We start from the raw sequence: 22227 nt of genomic DNA, 5'->3' as shown, positions 1-22227 counted from the left end.
GTGCAGGCGTGAAAAAGCCGCGCTTCTCGTCAGAGATCGCGCGGCTTGTTTTGTCGGGCAGGCTGAAAATCAGGCACCATCCTGGTCTTTCAGGTGTTCGAACAGGCCTTTCGGCATTTTCTTGCCATTGGCTTCGAAATTGGCCTTGACGTTGTTGTACGCCTCTTGCTTGTCGATGAAGCCGTCGTGGTTGGTGTCGATCTTGTCGAAGTCGGACTTCGGCGCGACCTTCAGGAACTCGGCGCGCGAGACCTTGCCGTCGCCATCGGTGTCGGTCTTGGCCATCGACGCATCGCCGCATTTGCCTTCACCGCATTTGCCTTCCGGGGTTTTCACCGAGGTTTCAGCCGAGGCAACCATGTAGCCCTGGGCCAGCGGTTGCGCGGCGAACACCGAGCCGGACAGCATCAGGCCGCCGGCCAGTACGGCACCGAGCAGGCCAAGGGAGTTTTTGCCGATTTTCGAAGTACGGGACATTGCATTCTCCTTCGGTTGCACTGCGCAACCACACGTTAAGGGCGATCAAGCCGGAGCAGTTGTGCTCGGGTGTGGCCATTAAGCGGTGGCGGTGTATCGCGTCTGTGTCGAGGAGCGGGACGTTTGTAAGCGAAGGTGGGGAAAGCAGGGGGCAGATACAGTAGAAGACAAAACACCGTGAGGGCGAGCCCGCCCCCACGGTGTTATTACATCAGTGCAGCTTCAGGCGTGGCTCGGTGCCGCGTCCGATCTTGCTGCCCAGCATCAGCATCGCCGTGCGGAACGGCCCGTACAGCGCCATCTGGTGCATGCGGTACAGCGACACGTAAAACATCCGCGCCAGCCAGCCCTCAAGCATCACGCTGCCGGTCAGGTTGCCCATCAGGTTACCCACCGCCGAAAAACGCGACAGCGAAATCAGCGAGCCGTAGTCGGTGTACTTGTACTCCGGCAGGGTCTTGCCTTCGATGCGCAGTTTCAGCGACTTGGCCAGCAGCGAGGCCTGTTGATGCGCGGCCTGGGCCCGAGGTGGAACGTTGCGATCCGAGCCCGGTTGCGGGCAGGCGGCGCAGTCACCGAAGGCGAAAATGTTTTCGTCGCGGGTGGTCTGCAGCGTCGGCAGCACTTGCAGCTGATTGATGCGGTTGGTTTCCAGACCGTCGATGTCCTTGAGGAAACCCGGTGCGCGGATCCCGGCGGCCCAGACTTTCAGACTGGCCTTGATCTCGTTGCCATCGGCGGTGATCAGGCTGTCGGCGGTGACCTGACTGACCGACGCGTTGGTCATCACGTTGACCCCGAGTTTCTCCAGAGTCTTGTGCACCGGCCCGCTGATGCGCTCAGGCAGGGCTGGCAGCACCCGTGGCCCGGCTTCGATCAGGGTGATGTGCATGTTTTCCGGTTTGATTCGGTCCAGACCGTAAGCCGCCAGTTCATGGGCGGCGTTGTGCAGCTCGGCCGCCAGTTCGACACCCGTGGCGCCGGCGCCAACGATGGCCACGCTGATCTGCTGGACCACATCGGTCTGCCCGGCGTGAGCACGCAGATAGTGATTGAGCAGTTGCTGGTGGAAGCGCTCGGCCTGTTTGCGGGTGTCGAGGAACAGGCAGTGTTGCGCGGCGCCCTGGGTGCCGAAATCGTTGGTGGTGCTGCCGACCGCGATCACCAGCGAGTCATAGGGCACTTCCCGCGCCGGAACCAGCTCAACGCCGTTTTCGTCGTAGGTGGCAGCCAGCTGGATCTTCTTCTGCTCACGATCGAGCCCGCTCATGCGCCCCAGCTGGAACTCGAAGTGGTTCCATTTGGCCTGGGCGACATAGTTGAGTTCGTCTTCGGAAGAGTTCAGCGATCCGGCGGCCACTTCGTGCAACAGCGGTTTCCAGATGTGCGTGAGGTTCGCGTCAACCAGCATGATGCTGGCGGTGCCGCGTTTGCCCAGAGTCTTACCCAGACGGGTAGCCAACTCCAGACCGCCGGCGCCGCCGCCGACAATGACAATACGATGGGACATAGGGATAGCTCGCAAGGTTTTGAAAGGAAATCGGTACGGCTACCCGAGCGAGCGCGATGCAGCTCATAGCGTCAGGTAACTGATAAGTCGGCTCAACAGGCCCAGACCAATAGTCACTGCCAGCACCAGCACCAGGAGCATCCACGGCCGGAATGGCCGGCGCTCGACACGGTGTTGGGACAACTGCAGGTACTCTTCGACATGCTTCTGGTCTTCGGGGTTCAGGCGGCTGGTCATAAAGGCCTCGTCAGGTAGACGTTACTGAATGAGAACACGCTACAGCGGTTTTCAACCGGGATTGAACGCAGCATAGCCACTGTCCGGGACCGGTTCGACAGACACACTGTCCCCGAGGCGAATGATCCCGCTTTGTAACACTCGCGCGGTGATTCCGCCATGCCCGCGCACGGCCTGGAATGTTCCGGGGCCAAGGTTGTTTTGCAGGCGCGCACACGGCTGGCACCAGCCCGTGGTTTCGAAAATCGCCTGACCAATGCGAAAGCGCCGCCCCTTGAGGCTGAACAGGTTGATCCCGCTTATAACGAGATTGCGCCGCAGATCTTCAGGCGTGACCGGTTGTTCGGCCGACCGGCCCATCAGGGCGCTGATCACGGCCAGATGCTCCCACTGAATCAGCGTCACCTGCCGCGCATTGCGCACCCCGGGACGAGCGTGATCGCCAGTGAGCCCGGCTTCAAGCCGCGCCTCCACCGCATCGAGCGCAAGCATCGGCCCCCGTGACTCGGGGCGCACGCCAATCCAGCGCACGCATCCGGTCTGCGGAACATCGGCAATCAATTGTTGAAGTGGCGTCACAGGCTGATCCCGACATCGAACACGATGCTGCGCCCCAGGTTACCGCGCAGAAAGTCCGGGGCATCGGGATGGGCGAACAACACCCGGGCAAAGGTCGGCCCGACCAGCGACAGCGAACGCCAGCCCTGACGCAAATATTCGGTGGGCGGCGGAAAATGGCTGTTGAGGTCGAGCACTTCGCGTTTGAGGCTGGCGAAGGCAATGATGTCCAGCTCGCCGAGATCCATGCCGCGTTCCTTGTAGTTGTGCGCTTTCTTGCGCAAGGTCGGCGCCAGTCTCAGCAGAAATTCATTGGCCGGAATCCGCCGTGGCTTGGCTTCACGGCGCACCAGTTGGCTGAGGGAAAACGCACTGCGCCGACGTTGCAGCTCATCGCGCCATTCGTCGTTGAGCCGACGGCCCTCGTCGAGGACGAAAAACACCTCGAAATTGGCGTCGCGAAACAAAACGTCCGGCGGCTCACCGGCGGGCGCGAATTCGTCGGCACGATAAGGAATGTTCAAGCCTTGCAGCAGGCGCTGGCAGACCCAACGCTCACGCTCCCATTTGCGGGCATTGGACAGGAATGCGTTGGCTTGCTCGGCCGCGATGGTCAGCAGGCGTAAATAATCTGAGTCATCCATAGGCCCTAGCTTAGCGTTCAATTGCGACAAGCAGAAAGCGTTCGCGCGGCAAAGTGCATCAGTGGGCAGTCGGGAGGGGCGGTGTAGACTGAGGGCACCGTGTATTAACGTCGAATGAAAGGGGCTGAATGTGAAATTTCGCTGGCTGTTATTGTTCGCTGTCGTTCCGCTATGGGCCCATGCGCTGGAAATAGGTGAGCGACTGGCACCCTGGACGCTGCTGGACCAGTACGATCAGCCGTTTACTCTCGATGACCGCACTACGACGCTGTTGGTGGCGCGTGACATGGACGGTGCGAAACTGCTCAAGCAAGCCATGGCCGATCAGCCCAAGGGCTATCTGGAGGCGCGGCATGCGGTGTTTGTCGCCGATATCCAGCGCATGCCGGCGCTGATCGCGAAGATGTTCGCCGTTCCGGCGATGCGTGACTACAGCTATCGAGTGTTGCTTGATCGCGAAAGTCGCGTGGCCTCGCGCTACCCCGGGGCCGAAGGCGCGGTGCTCTGGCTGCAGCTCAAGGACGGGCGTTTGCTGGCCCGGCACGAATACACCCAGGCGGCTGAACTACGTGAGGCGCTGGAGCAGGCTCGCCCATGATCGGCGCCGAGCTGCTGTCGTCTGCGAGCCTGCTGCTGGGATGGTTGATTTACCTGCCGGTGCTGCTCTGGGCGATTGTCCGCGCACCGTGGGTCGAGCTGTTCAGCGATAACCGCCGTCAGCATTTGCTGTTCGGCACGGTGTTCGCGTTGTTTCTGCTGTGGCTGGTGCGCAGGGATTTCGACACCGGCGTGTCCTACCACTTCATCGGCATGACGGCTGTGACGCTGCTGCTGGACTGGCCGCTGGCGATCGTCGGCGGACTGGTGGCGCAACTGGGACTGGTGCTGTTGGGGCGTCAGGACCTGGTGGCCGTCGGGGTCAATGGCGCCTTGCTGATCCTGTTGCCGGTGCTGATCACCGAATGCGTGGCAATCCTGGTCGAGCGCGCCCAGCCGCGCAATCCGTTCGTGTACATCTTCTGTTCCGGCTTTTTCGCCGCGGCGCTGTCGGCGTTGTTCTGCCTGACGCTGAGCCTGACGTTGCTCTGGTACGACGGCCTCTTTGCCATGCCGGAATGGCTGGAAGATTTCATCGGTTACCTGTGGTTGCTGATTTTTCCCGAAGCCTTCATCAACGGCATGGTGGTCAGTGCCTTGGTGGTGTTCTGCCCGGAATGGCTGGAGACCTTCAACCGCACACGCTACCTTTCGGCGCCGTGGAAGGACGACGATCCCAAGTCTTGATCCACATCAAATCCACCCAGCGCGCGGCATTTCATGCTCGGCCAAATCCCTTCAGGAGCAGCGGCATGAGTGTGTACGAGTGGGCGAGGCAGGAAACCCGGCAGAGTCTGGAGATGGCGCAGGAGGTGGGATTCGATCCGGGCCTGAGCCTGCGCGCCTTGCTCAGTGCGGTGGTGCAGCAGAGCAAGGCGGTGCGCAATGCCGAAGACCTGGCCGACGAGTTGCGTTTTCTGGCGGAAAACCTCGACGACGATCAGGACTACAGCTTCATGCGGCTCTGAGCAGGATCAGTGACGCGGGTCGAAATCGCCGGAAAACAGTTCGTCCTCGGCATCCGGGGCCACCGGAATCTTGTGCTCTTCCGACGCCCAGGCGCCGAGGTCGATCAGTTTGCAGCGGTCCGAGCAGAACGGACGGTATTTGTTTTCCGGGGTGAATTCCACGGGCGCGCCGCAAGTCGGGCAGTTGACGGTTGGGGTCTGGCTCATGATTGGCCTCCGGATAAAGTCAGGTAAAAGTGATGCAGGCGCTCGACCTCGCTGTGCAGCCAGGCGAGGTCGCGGTCGTTGACCACCACGTCGTCGGCACGGCTGACGCGGTCTTCGCGGCTGGACTGGGCCTTGAGGATCGCCTGAACCTGCTGTTCGCTGGTCTGGTCACGCTGCAAGGTGCGTTCGATCTGCAGTTGTTGCGGGGCGTCGATCACCAGGATTCGCTGAGTCATCGCGTATTGCCCTGATTCGATGAGCAGCGGCGAGACCAGAATCGCGTAAGGCGATTGTGCCAGCGCCAGATGATGGGCGATTTCCTCGGCGATCAGCGGATGCAGCAGCGCTTCGAGCCAGCGCCGTTGCTCCGGCACCTCAAAGATAAGTTTGCGCAGGGCCGCACGATCCAGCGTGCCGTCGGCCTGCAACACATCGGGGCCGAAGTGTTCGGCGATCTTCGCCAGCGCCGGACGGCCCGGTTCGACCACCCAGCGCGCCGCGTGGTCGGCGTCCACCACGTGGATGCCAAGATCGATGAAGTGCTGGGCGGCAGCGCTTTTGCCGCTGCCGATGCCGCCGGTCAGGCCGAGAATCCAGGGTTTTTCCACAGGGGTATTCATTTCAAACCGACAAACTGCCAATAGAAGCCGGTTATTTGACCACCCCAGAGCAAGGCAATCCAGCCGGCAATTGCCAGATACGGGCCGAAGGGAATCGGCGTCGAGGTTTTCTGGTCCCGCAGCTTGAGCAAAATCACCCCTAGCACGGCACCCACCAGCGAGGACAAGAGGATGGTCAGCGGCAAAATCTGCCAGCCGCCCCAGGCCCCAAGCAGCGCCAGCAGCTTGAAATCGCCGTGACCGATGCCGTCCTTGCCGGTGATCAGCTTGAACAGCCAGAACACCGACCACAGCGCCATATAACCCAGCACCGCGCCCCACAGGGCGTCGTGCAGCGTTACGAACAGCTCGAAGCTGTTGACGATCAGACCCAGCCACAGCAGCGGCAGCACCAGCACGTCGGGCAGTAACTGATGCTCGGTGTCGATCAGGCTCATGGCCAACAGGCCCCAGGTCAGCACGATCAGCAGGCACGCCGGCCAGCCGAAACCCAGGTGCCAGGCAATGAATGCCGAGAGCAGGCCGCAGACCAGTTCGGTGAGCGGGTAGCGCTTGCTGATCGGGGCGCTGCAACTTGAGCAGCGCCCGCGCAGGAACACGTAACTCAACACCGGAATGTTTTCCCACGCGCGGATCCGGTGGCCACAGTGCGGGCATTGCGAGTGCGGCAGCATCAGGTTGTAAGTGGGCAACGGCGCTTCAACGGGCAGCCCCAAAACATCGTGAGCCTGCTGGCGCCATTCACGCTCGAGCATTTTCGGCAGGCGCCAGATCAACACATTGAGGAAACTGCCGACCACCAGCCCCAGCAGCAGGGCGGTGAAGACAAAGGCCAGTGGATAGAGACTGAAGAGTTCGTCGATAGGCATGTCAGATCGCTGAGCCGAGTTGGAAGATCGGCAGGTACATCGCCACCACCAGACCGCCGACGATCACCCCGAGCACCACCATGATGAACGGCTCCATCAGGCTGGTGAGGTTGTCGACCATGTTGTCCACTTCGTCCTCGTAGAAACCCGCGACCTTGTCGAGCATCTCGTCCAGTGCGCCGGACTCTTCGCCGATGGCGGTCATCTGCACCGCCATGTTCGGGAAGATGCCGGTGGAGCGCATCGAGAAATTCAGCTGCATGCCGGTGGAAACGTCCTGACGGATACGCAGCACGGCGCGCTTGAACACCACGTTGCCGGTGGCCCCGGCCACCGAGTCCAGCGCTTCAACCAACGGCACGCCGGCTGCGAAGGTGGTCGACAGGGTCCGGGCGAACCGCGCCACTGCGGACTTGTACATCAGCGTGCCCACCAGCGGCAGCTTGAGAAACCAGGCGTCACGCCGGTCGCGCATGGCCTGGGATTTTTTCAGGGCATGGCGGGTGCCGAAAAAACCGGCCACCAGCAGACCAAGAATCGCCCACCACCATTGCTGCATGAATTCGGACAGGCTGATCACCATCAACGTAAAGGCTGGCAGTTCGGCACCGAAGCCAGAGAACACCGACTGAAACTGCGGCACCACCTTGACCAGCAGAATCCCGGTAACCACCGCCGCCACCAGCACCACGGCCGACGGGTAGGTCATGGCCTTCTTGATCTTGGCCTTGAGGCTTTCGCTCTTTTCCTTATAGGTCGCGACCCGTTCCAGCAGGGTGTCGAGCGCGCCGGACTGTTCACCGGCATCCACCAGGTTGCAGTACAACTCGTCAAAATACTGAGGCTTCTTGCGCAGCGCGGCGGCGAAGCTGTTGCCGGCGGCGACTTCCTGTTTCACCTCGTCGACCAGTTTGCGCATGGCCGGGTTCTCGAAGCCTTCGCCAATGATGTCGAACGACTGCAACAGCGGTACGCCGGCCTTCATCATGGTCGCCATTTGCCGGGTGAACAGGGCAATGTCCTGGGCCTTGATGCGCTTGCCGAAGCTCAGCAACGAGGTGGATTTCTTGCGCACCTTCCCGGGGTTGATGCCTTGCTTGCGCAACTGGGCCTTGACCAGTGCGGGGTTCTGGCCACTCAACTCGCCGGTCACCTTGCTGCCTTTGCGGTCCGTACCTTCCCAGGCGTAGATGCTGATTTTCGCTGCCTTGACCGCCATGTTCAGTCCTTGGTGACCCGGTTGATTTCTTCAAGGCTGGTGATGCCTTGCATGGCCTTGATCAGGCCCGAGGTGCGCAGGTCGTTGAAGCCGTCCCGGCGCATCTGGGTATCGATTTCCAGTGAGTTGCCCTCGGCCATGATCAGCCGTTGCAGTTCGGGGGTGTTCTTCACCACTTCATAAATCCCCACGCGACCCTTGTACCCGCCGTTGCAGTGATCGCAACCGGCGGGCTCATAGATCGTGAAATGGCCGATGCGTTCCTCGGGGAAACCTTCCTTGATCAGGGTTTCGCGGGGGATCTCGATGGGTTTCTTGCAGTGGCTGCAGAGTTTTCGCGCCAGACGCTGGGCAATGATCAGGCTCACCGAGGTCGCGATGTTGAAGCCGGGGATGCCCATGTTGTGCAGGCGGGTGAGGGTCTCTGCTGCGCTGTTGGTGTGCAGGGTGGACAGCACGAGGTGACCGGTCTGGGCGGCCTTGATCGCGATTTCGGCGGTTTCGAGGTCGCGGATCTCGCCGACCATGATCACGTCCGGGTCCTGACGCAGGAACGAGCGCAGGGCCTGGGCAAAGTCCAACCCTTGGCGTGGATTGACGTTGACCTGGTTGATGCCTTCCATGTTGATCTCCACCGGATCTTCGGCGGTGGAGATGTTGATGTCGACGGTATTGAGGATGTTCAGCCCGGTGTACAGCGACACGGTTTTGCCGGACCCCGTGGGGCCGGTTACCAGAATCATGCCTTGGGGCTGCTTGAGGGCGGCCATGTACAGGTCTTTCTGTTCCGGCTCGTAGCCGAGGGCATCGATGCCGATCTGGGCGCTGGAGGGGTCGAGGATCCGCATCACCACTTTCTCGCCCCAGAGCGTGGGCAGGGTGTTGACCCGAAAATCGATCGACTTGCTCTTCGACAGACGCATCTTGATCCGCCCGTCCTGGGGTTTGCGCCGTTCTGAAATGTCGAGGCTGGCCATGACCTTCAGGCGCGCGGCAATGCGCCCGGCGAGCTGAATCGGCGGCTTGGCCACCTCCCGCAGAATGCCGTCGGTGCGCACCCGCACCCGGTAGTTCTTTTCGTAAGGCTCGAAGTGCAGGTCGGACGAGCCGCTCTTGATCGCGTCCAGCAGCATCTTGTGCACGAAGCGCACCACCGGAGCGTCGTCGGCGTCGATTCCGCCGAGGGTGTCCTGTCTGCTGTCGTCGGCCGACTCGATGTCCAGCCCGTCGAGGTCGACATCGGCCATCTCCTCCAGGCCGGTGGCGTGGGTGTCGAAGAATTTTTCAATGGCGTCGGTGAGTTTGTCGTCTTCGACCAGAATGGCTTCGGTGCTCAGCCCGGTGCTGAACTGAATGTCATTGATCGCCTGGTGATTGCTCGGGTCGGAAATCCCCACGAACAGTTTGTTGCCGCGCCGCCAGAGGGGCAGGGCGTGGTGCTGGCGCACCAGTTTTTCACTGACCAGGCCCTTGGGCTGGGTTTCCTTGTCGAGACAGTTGAGGTCGAGAAATGCCATGCCGAAATGCTCCGAGGCTATTTCGGCGACCTGCCAGCTCTTCACCAGTTTGTTCTGCACCAGGTAACTGACCAGCGACAGGCGATTGCGCTGCGCCTGCTGCCAGGCCTGCTGGGCACTCTTTTCCGTGAGCAATTCGGCCTGGACCAGTTGTTTGGCCAGACCGCTCAGAGCGATGTCATTCATGGGGTTTCCACGTGCTTGCCGTTCATGACTTATAGCCTAGTCAAGTGACAGCGCCAAACACCCGGGGTGCAGGTGACAAAAAGTGTCAGATAGTGCGGTTACGGGCTGTAGGAATCGGCACGATGTCCGGTTCACGCCCAGCAGGCCGGGGCTGCGAGCGCTTGGCACGGGCTGTGCTGATTCCTGTTCAGATCATGAGATTCCGACTCATGCATGGAGCGTGTCTATGAAGAAACAACAAGGTTTCACTCTGATCGAGCTGCTGATCGTTGTGGCGATCATCGGTATTCTCGCGACTGTGGCGCTGCCGCAGTACTCCAAATATCAGGCGCGGTCGAAGGTGACGGCGGGGCTGGCCGAAATCTCGGCGATGAAAGTGCCGTTCGAAGACATCATCAATCAAGGGACGAACCCCACGCTGGCTGCCGTTAAAGGCGATGCGGGCACTACCACCTCCAACTGTGCACTGACCGCCTCGGGGACAGCTGCAGATGGAGCGGGCACCATCGTTTGTACGCTGGCCAATGCGCCGGCACCGGTGGTGGGCAAAACCATCACGCTCACACGAACCGCTGCCAACGGCTGGTCGTGTGCAACGACCGTTGCGCCGGACTACTCCCCTAAAGGCTGTACAGCAAGCGGTACCTGATCCATTTGGAAGTCCGAACGATGCCCCGCTCTGCGGGGCATTTTCGTTATGTCGACTACCTGGCAAAAGGTTCAATAATTTCAGTGCTTTAGGAACTTTTCGAAAAGCCGCAACTTGCATGTAAATATTTCACCGGTCATGCAATTTGCATGATTCTGAAAATATTCATAGTTTCTAAATTGTTGATTTATAAGGAATTATTAAGATTTTAAAAGTTGGCACAACGTTCGCAATATCTACGGTAACCCTGCTGACAAGACACGCAGCAGACTTTCCAGAAAAACAGGAGTTACTCGTATGAAGAAGTTCGCTATCACTGCCGCTGCTGCTACCGCGCTGACCCTGACCATGGCTTCCGGTGCATTTGCTCAATCGACCCAGACCACTCAGGCTCCAATGACTTTGGCTGCCGGTGAAGTCACCAAGGCTAAAGAAGCTACTTCCGATACCTGGATCACTACCAAAGTCAAAAGCGACCTGGTAACCGAAAAAGGCATTCCTGGTACCGACATCAAAGTCGAAACCAACAAAGGTGTGGTTTCCCTGTCTTCTGACGTCGCTATCACCGAGGCTCAGAAAACCACCGCAGTGAACATCACCAAGAAAATCAAAGGCGTGAAAGCGGTCTCCGCTGACGGCCTGAAAGCCGAGTAAGGCAAGACTTCTCGCCTGAACCGGGAGAAGACGCGACAGGCGGGCCGAGCAATACGTCTGCCGCACTTTAGAGTTCATGCGACCGGCCACACGGAATGTGGCCATTACAGGCCCCGGCACATGTGTCGGGGCCTGTTCTATTCAGGGGCCGGAAAAGGCGGGGAAGGTCAATTGCCGCGTTTGCTGTTGATCTGCTTCAGGCGATTGCCTTCAAAGCGCAGGTATTGATACATGCCGTTGCTCGGGCCGTAGGTCCATTCCTCGACCTGAAACTCTTCACGACGGTTGGCGCTGCGTTTGTAACCGAGCAGATCGCGACCAACCGGCTCACCACATTTTTGCAGCACCTCGCTGGCGCGGTCGCCAAGGCTGACGAGTTGGCTGCCGCAGCGCAGGGTATCGGACGCCGCAGCCTGGCTGGCGATCAATGCCAGCCCCATTGCAGTCAGCCAGTTTCGGTTCATCACTCGGCATCCAGATGCATTTGCGTCACCACTCGCCCGTCGCTCTCCGCTTCGCCGAGATTGGCGTCGATGAAGTACACGCGATCGTCGGCCAGTTGGCCTTTATCCACCAGGTAGTCCTTGATGCTGCTTGCACGGTCCTGACCGAGCTGGCGCAACAGCACGTCGCTGGAGCTCCAGAACTTGATCACGTCGGCACGCATTTTCGCCGTGCGTTCTTCCTTGCCCAGATCCTTCCATTCGGCCGGTGGCTGGGTTTTCAGACGGGTGCGATAGATGCCCTCAAGCAGCGGGCCTTTTTCGTTATCCGGTACCTGAATCAGCGAAGCCTGAGCCGGCACCTTGTCGCCCCGGCGCTGGAGCATCTTGTAGTAGTTGTACTGGTATTCACGTTCCAGGCGCTGTTCTGCGAGCAACGGACCGTCGCTGCTTTTTGCCGCGGTGCCTTCGATTTCCAGGCGCAGGGCCGGACGCTCCTTCAGCGCTTGCGACAGCTTCACCAGCGCCGCTTCGGCGTCCTTGCTCAGGTCGCTGGATCCCGGTGCGAAGGACACGGTGCCGAGGTCTTCCGAGCTGCCACCGCTGACCAGTCCGCCGATCAGCTTGAACGGTGCGGCGGCGGCCTTGACGATCAGGTTGCGCAGGGTCTGCCAGACAATCGGCATCACGCTGAATTGGGGGTTGTTCAGGTCGCCGGTGACCGGCAACTCAATGGAAATCTTGCCGTCGACGTCCTTGAGCAGGGCGATCGCCAGTTTCAGTGGCAGGCTCACGGCATCCGGGCTGTCGACTTTCTCACCCAGTTGCAGTTGCTCGACCACCACTTTGTTCTCGGCCTTGAGCTGGCCTTTGGTGATCAGGTAATGCAGGTCGAGGTTGAGCCGGCCCTTGCGGATCCGGTAGCCGGCGAACTTGCCGGAGTAGGGAGTCAGGGTGGTCAGTTCGACGCGTTTGAAACTGGTGGCGATGTCGAGACTGGCCATCGGGTCGAACGGGTTGACCGCGCCCTTGATGGTCACCGGCGCATAGCGGTCGACCTTGCCCTTGATGTCGACGCTGGCCGGTTTCGCCTGACGGCTGTCGATGGTGCCGATCTGGCCGTTGAGCTGCTGGATCGCGGTGGCGAAGTTGGGGGTCAGGCTGAAGTCGGCGAAGTTGGCCGAGCCGTCGTTGATCGCGATGCCGCCGATGTGAATACCCAGCGGTTTGTCATTGCTCGCCGGTTTCGCCGCGGCGGTCTTCGCCCCGGAATCGGCCGGCTGCGGAATGAGCAGGTCGTCAATGTTGGTGGTGCGATCATCGTTGATCATGAACCGCGCATACGGCTGGAACAGGTTGACCCTGTCGATCGACAGGCTGTCGCCGTGCTGATAGTTCAGGCCTTCGACCACCACCTGCTGCCATTTGAGAAAGTCGCGGGTTTTCAGGGTGTCGAGGGTGTGCAACTGATCGACCTGAGCACGACCGGTGACGCTGAGGGCCAGCGGGTCAGTGCTTTTCAGGTTCACTTTCAGGTCGCTGCCGAGCATGCCGCTGCGCAGTTCGAGACGAATGAACGGGTTGATGTAGGACTGCGCGACCCGCAGGTCGATGTCCTGGGTTTTCACGTTGAGCTGCGCGCTGACCGGGGCCAGATTGACCACGCCGTCGGCGCTGATCTTGCCTTGCTTGCCCAGACCGGTATCGAGTTTGAGGTTGAAAGGCGAGCCGTTGAGGCTGTCGAAGTTTTGCAGATCGACGTTCAGCGGGGTGACGTCCAGGGTGACTTCCGGCTTCGCCGAACGGTCGGCCAGATGCACTTTGTAGTCACGCAGTTGCACGTCCTTGATCAACACTTGCCACGGTTTGCTCGGCGCGGTCGGTTCAGGTTTCGGCGAGTCGGCGGCCGCCGGGGTGCTTTTCGGCTCCGCTGCAGCTTTGGCAGCGGGTTTCGATGGCTGGCTGGCGAACAGTTTTTGCCAGTCCAGTTTGCCGTCCGCTTCCAGCGCCGCCCAGGTTTCCAGTTTCTGACTGCGGATCTTGCCGACCACCACTTGCTGTTTGGCCAGGTCCACCGTGGTGTCGCTGACGTCGAGACGCTCGAGTTTCGCCAGCTGACGTCCGTCCGGCGCCTTGATCGCGAACGGCGCGATGTTGACCGCGACGTTGCTCAGCAGCAGTTCGGTTTCCTTGGACAGGTTGAGCTTGTAGTCGGTGCTCAAGCTGACGACACCCTCTTCCAGCACCAGTGGCACGGCGTCGCGCACGTAAGGCCAGAAGGCTTTCATCTTGCCATCGGTGATCTTGAGGGTGCCTTCGGAGGCGATCGGGATCAGGCTGAAGTTGCCTTTCCAGTCGATCTGCCCACCGGCCGGGCCGATCGCGACGAGGGTCATGTCGGCGTTGTCTTCGGGCAGGGTGCTGAGGTTTTTCAGCTCGAAGTCGAGCTTGTCGTAGAGAAATTCGATCAGCTCGCTGGGCCGCGCATCCACAAAATGCAGGTTGCCGCCAGCCAGCTGGATGCGGTCGATGCGCAGCGGAAACGGTTTGGCGTCGGGATCGGCCGGGGTGGGCTCGCTGGCCGGGAGCTTGAACAGACCGAGAAGATTGAGCTGACCGTCTTTGGCGAACAGGATCTCGGTTTTGGATTTTTCCAGTTCGATGTCGGACAGATGCAGGGCTTTGGTCCACAGACTGTCGAGTTGCAGGTTGGCGTACAGACGTTCGAAGCCGACCTGTTCCTTGCCCGGCTCGCCGATCACCAGGCCCCACAGTGTGAGTTCAAGGCTGAACGGGTTGAGTTCGATGCGCTGCAGATGCGCCGGCACCGTGGCGTAGTTGGCCAGTTGCTGATTCACCACCCTGAGCGCAATGCCCGGCAAAATCAGGAACCCCAGCAGGCTGTAGAGGGCCAGGGCAGTCAACAGGGCGCCAATCGCGCGAATCAATCCTTTGGGCATGTGCGGCTTCATCTGTCTGAATCGGAGTGCCTTGGAGTATGGCACGCGATTCCGGTTCCGAAGTACATCGCACGAGACAGGATTGTTCAGATTTGTCTGCAATTTCTGTAGGAGCTTCCGAAGGCTGCTCCTGCATGGGTAAAGATCATAGCTGCAGAATCAGTGTCTTCAACGGCGGTTGTTGATCCATCGACGGGAAGTCCCGGCCCGGAGTCATCACGCTCCATTCACGCACCGGCCGCCCGGCTTTTTCGGCGCAGCGCAGCACTTGTTCGCGCCAGTCGTCCATGCTGACTTTCGCCAGATTGTTGCAGCAGATCAGCACGCCATTTTCGGCGGTGGTCAGCAGGGCCGGCTTGAGCAGGCTTTGATAATCGCGCAGCAGGTCGACGGTGCCAAACGCGCTCTTGGCCCACGCGGGCGGGTCGAGGAGTACCAGATCGTACTGGCGCTGTTCCAGGCGCTGATAGCTCGGCAGTTTCTGCCCGCGACGCTGACTGATCGGCAGGCCGGCGAGTTGGCGGATCGCCGGGAAGTAGTCGGACTGGATGAACTCCATGGCCGGCAGGTGCGGATTGAGCTGACCGTTCTCGCGCCCCACCGCCAGATTGCCCTCGGCGAAATCCAGGTTGCACACCTCACGTGCACCGCCGGCTGCTGCGCTGAGGCCGACGCCGCAGGTGTAGGCAAACAGGTTGAGCACGCTTTTGCCCTTGGCGTGATCCTTGACCCAGCCGCGGGTGTTGCGCAGGTCGAGGAACAGCAGCGGATCCTGTCCGGCATGGCGTCCGCGCACACGATAATTCAGGCCCCATTCGTGGCCGACCAGATCGGCCAGCGCGGCGTCGTCGGCGCGGTAGACGCTGTCTTCACGGTCGATTCGCGAGTTGCCACGGGAGCGGTCGTTGTAGACCAACAGGGTTTCAAGGCCCAGGGCCTGGTTGACCATGGCGTGCAGTTGCAGCAGGTCTTCGCGTGCCAGGGTCTGGTGGAAACTTTGCACCATCAGTTGCGGGCCGTAGCGGTCGATGGTCAGGCCGCCGGCACCCTCCTGGCTGCCGTGGAACAGCCGATAGCAGTCGGTGCCTTGGCGGTGCAGCTCGGCGAGCAGATCCTGGCGTTGATCGAGGGCGGCGCGCAGCGCCAGGTTCAAGGAAGACATGCGGGCGCCTTGCTGGAGGGAATCGGGGCGCGGGAGTTTAGCAGTTTGGCAGGCAATCGAGGGGTTCCCATCGCGAGCAGGCTCGCTCCCACAGACGATCATAAGTCCTTGTGGGAGCGAGCCTGCTCGCGATGCTTTTGCGGCCTTACTGGTTCAGGCGTTTATCGATCAAGCCCTGCACCACGCTCGGATCCGCCAGCGTCGAAGTGTCGCCAAGGCTGTCGAGTTCGTTGCAGGCGATCTTGCGCAGGATCCGCCGCATGATCTTGCCCGAGCGGGTTTTTGGCAGGGCCGGGGCCCACTGGATCAGGTCCGGTTTGGCGAAGCTGCCGATTTCCTTGCTGACGTGGGCCAGCAGTTCTTTCTTCAGCTCATCGTTGGGCTCGGTGCCATTCATCGGTGTGACGAACGCATAAATCCCCTGACCTTTGACGTCGTGGGGATAACCGACCACGGCGGCCTCTGCAATGCTGTCGTGCAGCACCAACGCACTTTCCACCTCGGCGGTACCGATGCGATGGCCGGAGACATTGATCACGTCATCGATGCGCCCGGTGATCCAGTAATCGCCGTCCTCGTCACGACGGGCGCCGTCGCCGGTGAAGTAGTAGCCGGGGTAGGGCTTGAAGTAGGTGTCGACCATGCGCTGCGGATCGCCGTAAACGCTGCGGATCTGCGCCGGCCAGCTCGACTTGATCGCCAGTACGCCACTGCCGGCGCCCTTGATTTCCTTTCCGTGCTCATCGAGCAGCACCGGTTGCACGCCGAACATCGGCCGGGTGGCGCAGCCTGGTTTGATCTGCTGAGCGCTGACCAACGGGCTGAGCATGATGCCGCCGGTTTCGGTCTGCCACCACGTATCGACAATCGGGCAGCGCTGTTCGCCTACGACGTTGAAATACCATTCCCACGCTTCCGGGTTGATCGGCTCACCGACACTGCCGAGCAATCTGAGGCTTTCGCGAGACGTTTCCTGCAAGGGCCCGGCGCCTTCACGCATCAGTGCGCGCAGGGCGGTGGGGGCGGTGTAGAAGATGTTGACCTTTTGTTTGTCGATCACCTGCCAGAACCGCGAAGTGTTCGGGTAGCTCGGCACGCCTTCGAAGATCAGGGTGGTCGCGCCGTTGGCCAGCGGGCCGTAGACGATGTAACTGTGGCCGGTGACCCAGCCGACGTCGGCGGTGCACCAGAACACTTCGCCGTCGCGGTAGTCGAGCACGTACTTGAAGGTCATCGCCGCTTGCAGCAGGTAACCGCCGGTGGTGTGCAGCACGCCCTTGGGTTTGCCGGTGCTGCCGGAGGTGTAGAGGATGAACAGCGGGTCTTCTGCGTCCATCGGTTCCGGCGGGCATTCGTCGCTGACGTCGCGCACGGCCTGGTGATACCAGAGGTCGCGGCCTTCGACCCAGTCGACTTTGTTCTGGGTGCGCTCGACCACCACGACGGTGCTGACATTCGGGCAACTCTGCAGAGCCTTGTCGACGTTCTGTTTCAGCGGCACGAATTTGCCACCGCGCACGCCCTCGTCGGCGGTGATCACGGTGCGGCAGTCGGCGTCGAGAATGCGGTCGCGCAATGAGTCTGGGGAGAAACCGCCAAACACCACCGAATGAATCGCGCCGATCCGCGCGCAGGCGAGCATCGCGTAGGCGGCTTCGGGGATCATCGGCATGTAGATGCAAACCCGGTCGCCTTTCTTCACGCCACGGCTTTTCAGCACGTTGGCCAGGCGGCAGACGTGGTGATGGAGTTTGCTGTAGGTGATTTGTGTCGATTCTGCGGGGTCGTCGCCTTCCCAGAGGATGGCGGTCTGATCGCCACGCTTTTCCAGATGACGGTCGATGCAGTTGTAGCTGACGTTCAGCTTGCCACCGGCAAACCAGGCGGCTTGGCCGGTCCTCAGGTCATAGCGCTGGACGGTCTGCCACGGTGTGCTCCAGTCAAGGAAGCGGGTGGCCTGTTCGGCCCAGAAGGTGCTGGGGTGTTCAATGGATTCGCGGTACAGGCGCTGGTAGTCGTCCTGACTCAACTGTGCAGCCCGGCGGACGGCATCGGCTTTGGGGAACGTGCTGATATCGAACATGACGGTTCCTTATTCTTGTTGTGCGACAAGGATAAAGATGCGCCGAGAGCGGGGAGGGTTCAATACCTGTAAACAAACACCCCCTCATGGTGAGGGGGTGTGTTCAGGGCTGGATCAGCCGCGGTGACGGCCGCGGAAGTAGTTGATCAGGCCTTGGGTGGACGCGTCTTCAGCGGCGGTTTCTTCGCTGCCGACCAGACGGTTGTACACGCCCTTGCCCAGTTCCTTGCCCAGCTCCACGCCCCACTGGTCGAAGGCGTTGATGCCCCAGACCACGCTTTGCACGAAGACTTTGTGTTCGTACATCGCCACCAGTGCGCCGAGACGACGCGGGCTGATGCGCTCGACCACCAGGGTGTTGCTCGGACGGTTGCCCGGGATCACCTTGTGCGGTGCGAGTTTCTGCACCTGGTCTTCGCTCATGCCCTTGTCGCGCAGTTCCGCTTCGGCTTCCGGCAGGGTCTTGCCGAGCATCAGCGCCTGGCTCTGCGACAGGCAGTTGGCGTACAGCCACTGATGGTGGTCGGAGACCGGGTTGAAGCTGACGATCGGCACGATGAAGTCGGCCGGGATCAGTTGGGTCCCTTGGTGCAGCAACTGGTGATAAGCGTGCTGACCGTTGCAACCGACGCCGCCCCAGATCACCGGGCCAGTGTCGGTCGACACCGGCGTGCCGTCCTGACGCACGCTCTTGCCGTTGGATTCCATGTCCAGCTGTTGCAAGTGCTTGGTGATGTTACGCAGGTAGTGGTCGTACGGCAGGATCGCGTGGCTTTGCGCGCCCCAGAAGTTGCCGTACCACACACCGAGCAGGGCCAGCAGCACCGGCATGTTCTGTTCGAATGGCGCGCTCTGGAAATGCTGGTCCATGGTGTAGGCACCGGACAGCAGTTCTTTGAAGTTGGACATGCCGATGGCCAGCGCGATCGGCAGGCCGATGGCCGACCACAGCGAGTAACGACCGCCGACCCAGTCCCACATCGGGAAGATGTTTTCTTCGCGGATACCAAAGGCCACGGCTGCCGCGTTGTTGCTCGATACGGCGATGAAGTGGCGATACAGCTCGGCTTCCGAACCACCCTGGGCCAGGTACCAGGCGCGTGCGGCCTGGGCATTTTTCAGGGTTTCTAGGGTGTTGAACGATTTCGACGAAACGATGAACAGCGTGGTCTCGGCGCGTAGTTTTTGCGTCAGCTCGTGGAACTCGCTGCCGTCGATGTTCGCCAGGTAATGGCAACGCACGCCTTTCTGGGCGTAGGACAGCAGGGCTTCGGAGACCAGCTCGGGGCCGAGGAACGAGCCGCCGATGCCGATGTTCACAACGTCAGTGATCGGCTTCTCGGTGTAACCGCGCCACAGACCGTCGTGGATGCGGCCCACGAGATCGGTGATCTGGTTCAGCACCTTGTGTACTTCAGGCATCACGTTGACGCCGTTGACCGACAGCTTGTCGCCGACCGGGCGACGCAGGGCGGTGTGCAGCGCCGGGCGGCCTTCGGAGGAGTTGACGATTTCGCCGTCGAACAGCGCCTTGATCGCGCCCTTGAGATCGACTTCATTGGCCAGACCCACCAGCAGGTTGCGGGTCTCGGCGTTGATCAGATTCTTCGAATAGTCGAGAAACAGTCCGCAGCTGCTGAGAGTGAACTGATTGAAGCGCTGCGGATCGGCGTTGAAGGCTTCGCGCATGCTGAAATCCTGCATGGCTTGGCGGTGATCTTTCAACGCTTGCCAGGCAGGCAGAGCGGTAACGTCATGAGGAGTGCGGTAGTACGCCATCGCTGCGGTTTTCCTTTTTACTTGAACGGCCTTTTGAACACTGAAAAGACCTCCCCGCCATGTTTGGGCGAGGGGGCAACTGCGTCGACACGATTACTTTGGCGCAGGGCGAATACAGTAAACCCAGCGCCGCGATCTGTCTTGGCTTTGTCTGACCTGTTTTCGGTACTTTTTTAACATTGATAACAGACGGGGCCGACAAACGGCGGGTAATGCGAGCAGTCCCTGCTATTGGTGTCGAGTCGAACGGCGGGAGTTTGCCCGATGGGCAGGTGCTCAGCAATACGGTCTGGAAGTGCGTGCAGACGCTGTGGGAGCGGGGGGCTCCCACAGCGTTTGCCGGTGTTCAGGCGGGGGTATCGAGATTCAGATGCAGGTTGTCGATCAACCGGGTGGTGCCGAGGAAGGCCGCGACCAGAATCACCAGATCACGATCCTCCGCCGTTGCCGGACGCAGGGTCAGGGCGTGGCGGATTTCCAGATAGTCCGGACGCAGGCCGGCGGCTTCCAGTTGCTGGCGTTGCGCCTGGATCAGGGCAGGGAAGTCGCGTTCACCTTGCTTGATCGACTCGGCAATGCTGCTCAGGGTGCGATAGACCACCGGCGCCACAGCGCGCTGTTCTTCACTGAGGAAACCGTTGCGCGACGACAGCGCCAGACCGTCGGCGGCGCGTACGGTCGGCTCGCCAATGATCTGGATCGGCATGTTCAGGTCGTGCACCAGCGCGCGGATCACCGCCAGTTGCTGGAAGTCTTTCTGGCCAAAGATCGCCAGGTCCGGCTGGACCATGTTGAACAGCTTGCTGACCACCGTCGCCACGCCTTCGAAGTGCCCCGGACGGCTGGCGCCGCACAGGCCTTCGGACAGTTGCGGCACGCTGACCCGGGTCTGCCCGGCCATGCCGTCGGGGTACATTTCCTCGACGGTCGGGGCGAACAGCAGATCGCAGCCGGCTTCCAGCAGTTTTTCCTGATCCGCCGCCAAGGTGCGCGGGTATTTGTCGAGGTCTTCGCCGGCGCCGAACTGCAGCGGGTTGACGAAAATGCTCGCGACCACGAAGTCCACGCGCTGGGTGGCCTTGGTGATCAGCGCGATGTGGCCGCTGTGCAGGTTGCCCATGGTCGGCACGAAGCCGATGCGCTTGCCTTCACTGCGGGCGCGCGCCACGGCGGCGCGCAGTTCACGTACGGTTTTGACGGTGTTCATGCAGAGAATCCGTGTTCGATCCCGGGGAAAGTGGTGGCTTTGACTTCACTGACGTAAGCCTTCAGCGCGGACTGGATGCTGTCCTGACCCTGCATGAAGTTCTTCACGAATTTCGGCACACGGCCGCTGATCGACAGGCCGAGCATGTCGTGCAGCACCAAGACCTGACCGTCGGTATTCGAACCGGCGCCAATGCCAATCACCGGGATTTTCAAGGCCTGGCTGATTTCAGCCGCCAGTTCGCTCGGCACGCATTCGAGCAGCAGCATGGCTGCACCGGCCTGCTCCAGCGAGATCGCGTCGGCGCGCATCTGGCGTGCCTGGTTCTCGTTGCGACCTTGCACTTTATAGCCACCGAGAATGTTCACGGCTTGCGGGGTCAGGCCCATGTGGGCGCAGACCGGCACACCGCGTTCGGCCAGCAGGCGGATCGAATCCGCCAGCCACAAGGCGCCTTCGACCTTGACCATGTGCGCGCCGGCCTGCATCAGCAGGGCGCTGTTGGTCATGGTTTGCTCGAGGGTGGCGTTGGCCATGAACGGCAGGTCGGCCAGGATCAAGGCATCAGAGTTGCCGCGTTTGACGCTGGCAACGTGGTAGGCCATTTCTGCGGTGGTCACCGGCAGGGTGCTGTCGTGACCCTGCAGGACCATGCCGAGGGAGTCGCCCACCAGCAGCACTTCGACACCGGCCTCGTTGCAGGCGTGGGCGAAGGTCGCGTCATAGCAGGTCAGCATGGTGATCTTTTCACCTTTCTGCTTGAGGCTCTGGAGCGTGGTCAGGGTGATGGCTGGCATGTAAGAAATCCTCGTTCAGGCGCTTTGGAAACTACTGCGAGTAACGCGCGTGATTCGTCATCTATTCAGGCGCACGCTCTTTTGTCGTGCTTATAAGGCCTGGATTGCGCCCTTGTATGCCGGGTTGGCGGCAGCGGGACGCCTATAGTCGTGATGAGGCCTCAGGAAGTCAATTGCATGTGTTACCGCATTGTTACGAGGGGAGTGTTACCGGCGTTACTGATGCGATTCAGCGGGCCGGCGGGCCTGATCTGCGGGGTTTTTGTCCTACAAAAACCGGGATTTGGACAGGTCGATGTGGGAGCGGGCTTGCTCGCGAAGGCGTCGTGCCAGTCAGCATCTTATTGAGCTGATACACCGCATTCGCGAGCAAGCCCGCTCCCACAGGGATAGATGTCAGGGGTGGGGAAGGCGTTCGAGGCCGACGAACGGGCAGGCTGCGAGAAGATCGGCAAGGGTGCGGCCATCGGCCAGGCGCAGATCTTCGGGCGCCAGTTCGGCCAGGGGATAGAGAACGAACGCGCGTTCCTGCATGTGGTAATGCGGGACTTTCAGGCGCGGCTCGTCGATCAGGCGATCACCGAACAGCAGAATGTCCAGATCCAGCGTGCGTGGGCCCCAGCGCTCAAGGCGTTCGCGGCCCTGATCGTTTTCGATCGCCTGCAAGGCATCGAGCAGATCAAGCGGGGCGAGCGCGCTGTCGAGCGCGGCAACCGCGTTGGTGTAACGCGGTTGGCCCGGCAGCAGCGAGTCGCTTTGGTAGAAGGCAGATACGCCGACCAGTTCGGTCTCGGGCAATTGCCCCAGCGCGTCGACCGCGCTGCGCAGTTGTTCGGCCGGGTCAGCCAGGTTGCTGCCCATGCCGATGTAGATGCGTTCCATGC

23 protein-coding genes are annotated in these 22227 nt (G+C 60.9%); 5 read left to right on the top strand and 18 right to left on the bottom strand.

Annotation, left to right across the window (positions count from 1 at the left end; translation table 11 throughout):
• Window positions 1-69: 69 nt before the first annotated feature.
• From ABFB52_RS24965 to ABFB52_RS24945, 5 genes are all read right to left on the bottom strand, one after another.
• Window positions 70-477 carry an EF-hand domain-containing protein gene (locus ABFB52_RS24965; RefSeq protein WP_129972815.1) on the bottom strand — a complete coding sequence of 136 codons (408 nt, stop codon included), beginning with the start codon at window positions 475-477 and terminating at the stop codon, window positions 70-72.
• Between the two features lie 211 nt (window positions 478-688).
• Window positions 689-1987 (bottom strand): NAD(P)/FAD-dependent oxidoreductase, encoded by a 1299-nt coding sequence (locus tag ABFB52_RS24960; protein ID WP_064599500.1) that lies wholly within the window; start codon window positions 1985-1987, stop codon window positions 689-691.
• A 63-nt stretch (window positions 1988-2050) separates the two neighbouring features.
• Window positions 2051-2224, bottom strand: a complete 174-nt coding sequence (locus tag ABFB52_RS24955) for a DUF3094 family protein (protein WP_003228304.1) — start codon at window positions 2222-2224, stop codon at window positions 2051-2053.
• A gap of 51 nt (window positions 2225-2275) precedes the next feature.
• Entirely contained in the window at window positions 2276-2803 is a 528-nt protein-coding gene (locus ABFB52_RS24950) for an MOSC domain-containing protein (protein WP_102686306.1), read from the bottom strand.
• Window positions 2800-3426 carry a DUF1780 domain-containing protein gene (locus ABFB52_RS24945; protein WP_007959580.1) on the bottom strand — a complete coding sequence of 209 codons (627 nt, stop codon included), beginning with the start codon at window positions 3424-3426 and terminating at the stop codon, window positions 2800-2802. The genes ABFB52_RS24950 and ABFB52_RS24945 overlap by 4 nt, the downstream gene beginning before the upstream one ends.
• A gap of 130 nt (window positions 3427-3556) precedes the next feature.
• Here ABFB52_RS24945 and ABFB52_RS24940 point away from each other — a divergent pair, with 130 nt between their 5' ends.
• From ABFB52_RS24940 to ABFB52_RS24930, 3 genes are all read left to right on the top strand, one after another.
• Window positions 3557-4024, top strand: coding sequence for an FAD/FMN-containing dehydrogenase (locus tag ABFB52_RS24940; RefSeq protein ID WP_085689765.1), 468 nt, complete (start codon window positions 3557-3559; stop codon window positions 4022-4024).
• The gene (locus tag ABFB52_RS24935; RefSeq protein ID WP_129972816.1) at window positions 4021-4710 is read left to right on the top strand and encodes an energy-coupling factor ABC transporter permease; all 690 of its coding nucleotides are present in this window, start codon (window positions 4021-4023) and stop codon (window positions 4708-4710) included. Before ABFB52_RS24940 ends, ABFB52_RS24935 begins: the two co-directional genes overlap by 4 nt.
• A gap of 65 nt (window positions 4711-4775) precedes the next feature.
• Window positions 4776-4991, top strand: a complete 216-nt coding sequence (locus ABFB52_RS24930; RefSeq protein ID WP_129972817.1) for a hypothetical protein — start codon at window positions 4776-4778, stop codon at window positions 4989-4991.
• Between the two features lie 6 nt (window positions 4992-4997).
• Here the strand turns inward: ABFB52_RS24930 and yacG are convergent, their stop codons facing one another.
• The 5 genes from yacG to pilB are packed head-to-tail and all read right to left on the bottom strand — an operon-like array spanning window position 4998 to window position 9609.
• Entirely contained in the window at window positions 4998-5198 is a 201-nt protein-coding gene (gene yacG, locus ABFB52_RS24925) for a DNA gyrase inhibitor YacG (protein WP_011335983.1), read from the bottom strand.
• Entirely contained in the window at window positions 5195-5818 is a 624-nt protein-coding gene (gene coaE / locus ABFB52_RS24920; RefSeq protein ID WP_007959586.1) for a dephospho-CoA kinase, read from the bottom strand. The genes yacG and coaE overlap by 4 nt, the downstream gene beginning before the upstream one ends.
• On the bottom strand, window positions 5815-6687 hold the full coding sequence (locus ABFB52_RS24915) for an A24 family peptidase (RefSeq protein WP_102686305.1): 873 nt from the start codon (window positions 6685-6687) through the stop codon (window positions 5815-5817). Before ABFB52_RS24915 ends, coaE begins: the two co-directional genes overlap by 4 nt.
• 1 nt (window position 6688) lies before the next feature.
• Entirely contained in the window at window positions 6689-7906 is a 1218-nt protein-coding gene (locus tag ABFB52_RS24910) for a type II secretion system F family protein (RefSeq protein ID WP_129972818.1), read from the bottom strand.
• A 2-nt stretch (window positions 7907-7908) separates the two neighbouring features.
• Window positions 7909-9609 (bottom strand): type IV-A pilus assembly ATPase PilB, encoded by a 1701-nt coding sequence (pilB, locus tag ABFB52_RS24905; RefSeq protein ID WP_085747736.1) that lies wholly within the window; start codon window positions 9607-9609, stop codon window positions 7909-7911.
• Between the two features lie 226 nt (window positions 9610-9835).
• Between pilB and ABFB52_RS24900 the strand changes: the two genes are divergently transcribed.
• Entirely contained in the window at window positions 9836-10258 is a 423-nt protein-coding gene (locus tag ABFB52_RS24900; protein ID WP_085747737.1) for a pilin, read from the top strand.
• Window positions 10259-10555: 297 nt separating this feature from the next.
• Window positions 10556-10912 carry a BON domain-containing protein gene (locus tag ABFB52_RS24895; protein ID WP_011335977.1) on the top strand — a complete coding sequence of 119 codons (357 nt, stop codon included), beginning with the start codon at window positions 10556-10558 and terminating at the stop codon, window positions 10910-10912.
• 167 nt (window positions 10913-11079) lie between these two features.
• Here the strand turns inward: ABFB52_RS24895 and ABFB52_RS24890 are convergent, their stop codons facing one another.
• From ABFB52_RS24890 to folK, 8 genes are all read right to left on the bottom strand, one after another.
• Window positions 11080-11376, bottom strand: a complete 297-nt coding sequence (locus ABFB52_RS24890) for a DUF2845 domain-containing protein (RefSeq protein ID WP_085747738.1) — start codon at window positions 11374-11376, stop codon at window positions 11080-11082.
• The gene (locus tag ABFB52_RS24885; RefSeq protein ID WP_129972819.1) at window positions 11376-14327 is read right to left on the bottom strand and encodes a DUF748 domain-containing protein; all 2952 of its coding nucleotides are present in this window, start codon (window positions 14325-14327) and stop codon (window positions 11376-11378) included. Before ABFB52_RS24885 ends, ABFB52_RS24890 begins: the two co-directional genes overlap by 1 nt.
• 133 nt (window positions 14328-14460) lie before the next feature.
• Entirely contained in the window at window positions 14461-15477 is a 1017-nt protein-coding gene (locus ABFB52_RS24880) for a class I SAM-dependent methyltransferase (protein ID WP_129972820.1), read from the bottom strand.
• 145 nt (window positions 15478-15622) lie between these two features.
• Entirely contained in the window at window positions 15623-17560 is a 1938-nt protein-coding gene (gene acs, locus ABFB52_RS24875; RefSeq protein WP_129972821.1) for an acetate--CoA ligase, read from the bottom strand.
• 114 nt (window positions 17561-17674) lie between these two features.
• Window positions 17675-19339 (bottom strand): glucose-6-phosphate isomerase, encoded by a 1665-nt coding sequence (pgi, locus tag ABFB52_RS24870; RefSeq protein WP_011335972.1) that lies wholly within the window; start codon window positions 19337-19339, stop codon window positions 17675-17677.
• A 346-nt stretch (window positions 19340-19685) separates the two neighbouring features.
• On the bottom strand, window positions 19686-20546 hold the full coding sequence (gene panC, locus ABFB52_RS24865) for a pantoate--beta-alanine ligase (protein WP_007959604.1): 861 nt from the start codon (window positions 20544-20546) through the stop codon (window positions 19686-19688).
• A complete protein-coding gene (gene panB, locus ABFB52_RS24860; protein ID WP_085747744.1) occupies window positions 20543-21343 on the bottom strand; it encodes a 3-methyl-2-oxobutanoate hydroxymethyltransferase in 801 nt (266 codons plus the stop codon). The genes panC and panB overlap by 4 nt, the downstream gene beginning before the upstream one ends.
• A 396-nt stretch (window positions 21344-21739) precedes the next feature.
• A complete protein-coding gene (gene folK, locus ABFB52_RS24855) occupies window positions 21740-22225 on the bottom strand; it encodes a 2-amino-4-hydroxy-6-hydroxymethyldihydropteridine diphosphokinase (protein WP_129972823.1) in 486 nt (161 codons plus the stop codon).
• Between the last annotated feature and the right edge of the window lie 2 nt (window positions 22226-22227).

The sequence above is a fragment of the Pseudomonas sp. 9.2(2024) genome, from assembly GCF_039695385.1.
Classification (GTDB): domain Bacteria; phylum Pseudomonadota; class Gammaproteobacteria; order Pseudomonadales; family Pseudomonadaceae; genus Aquipseudomonas; species Aquipseudomonas paraglycinae.
This window is presented reverse-complemented; position numbering and strand designations above follow the sequence as displayed.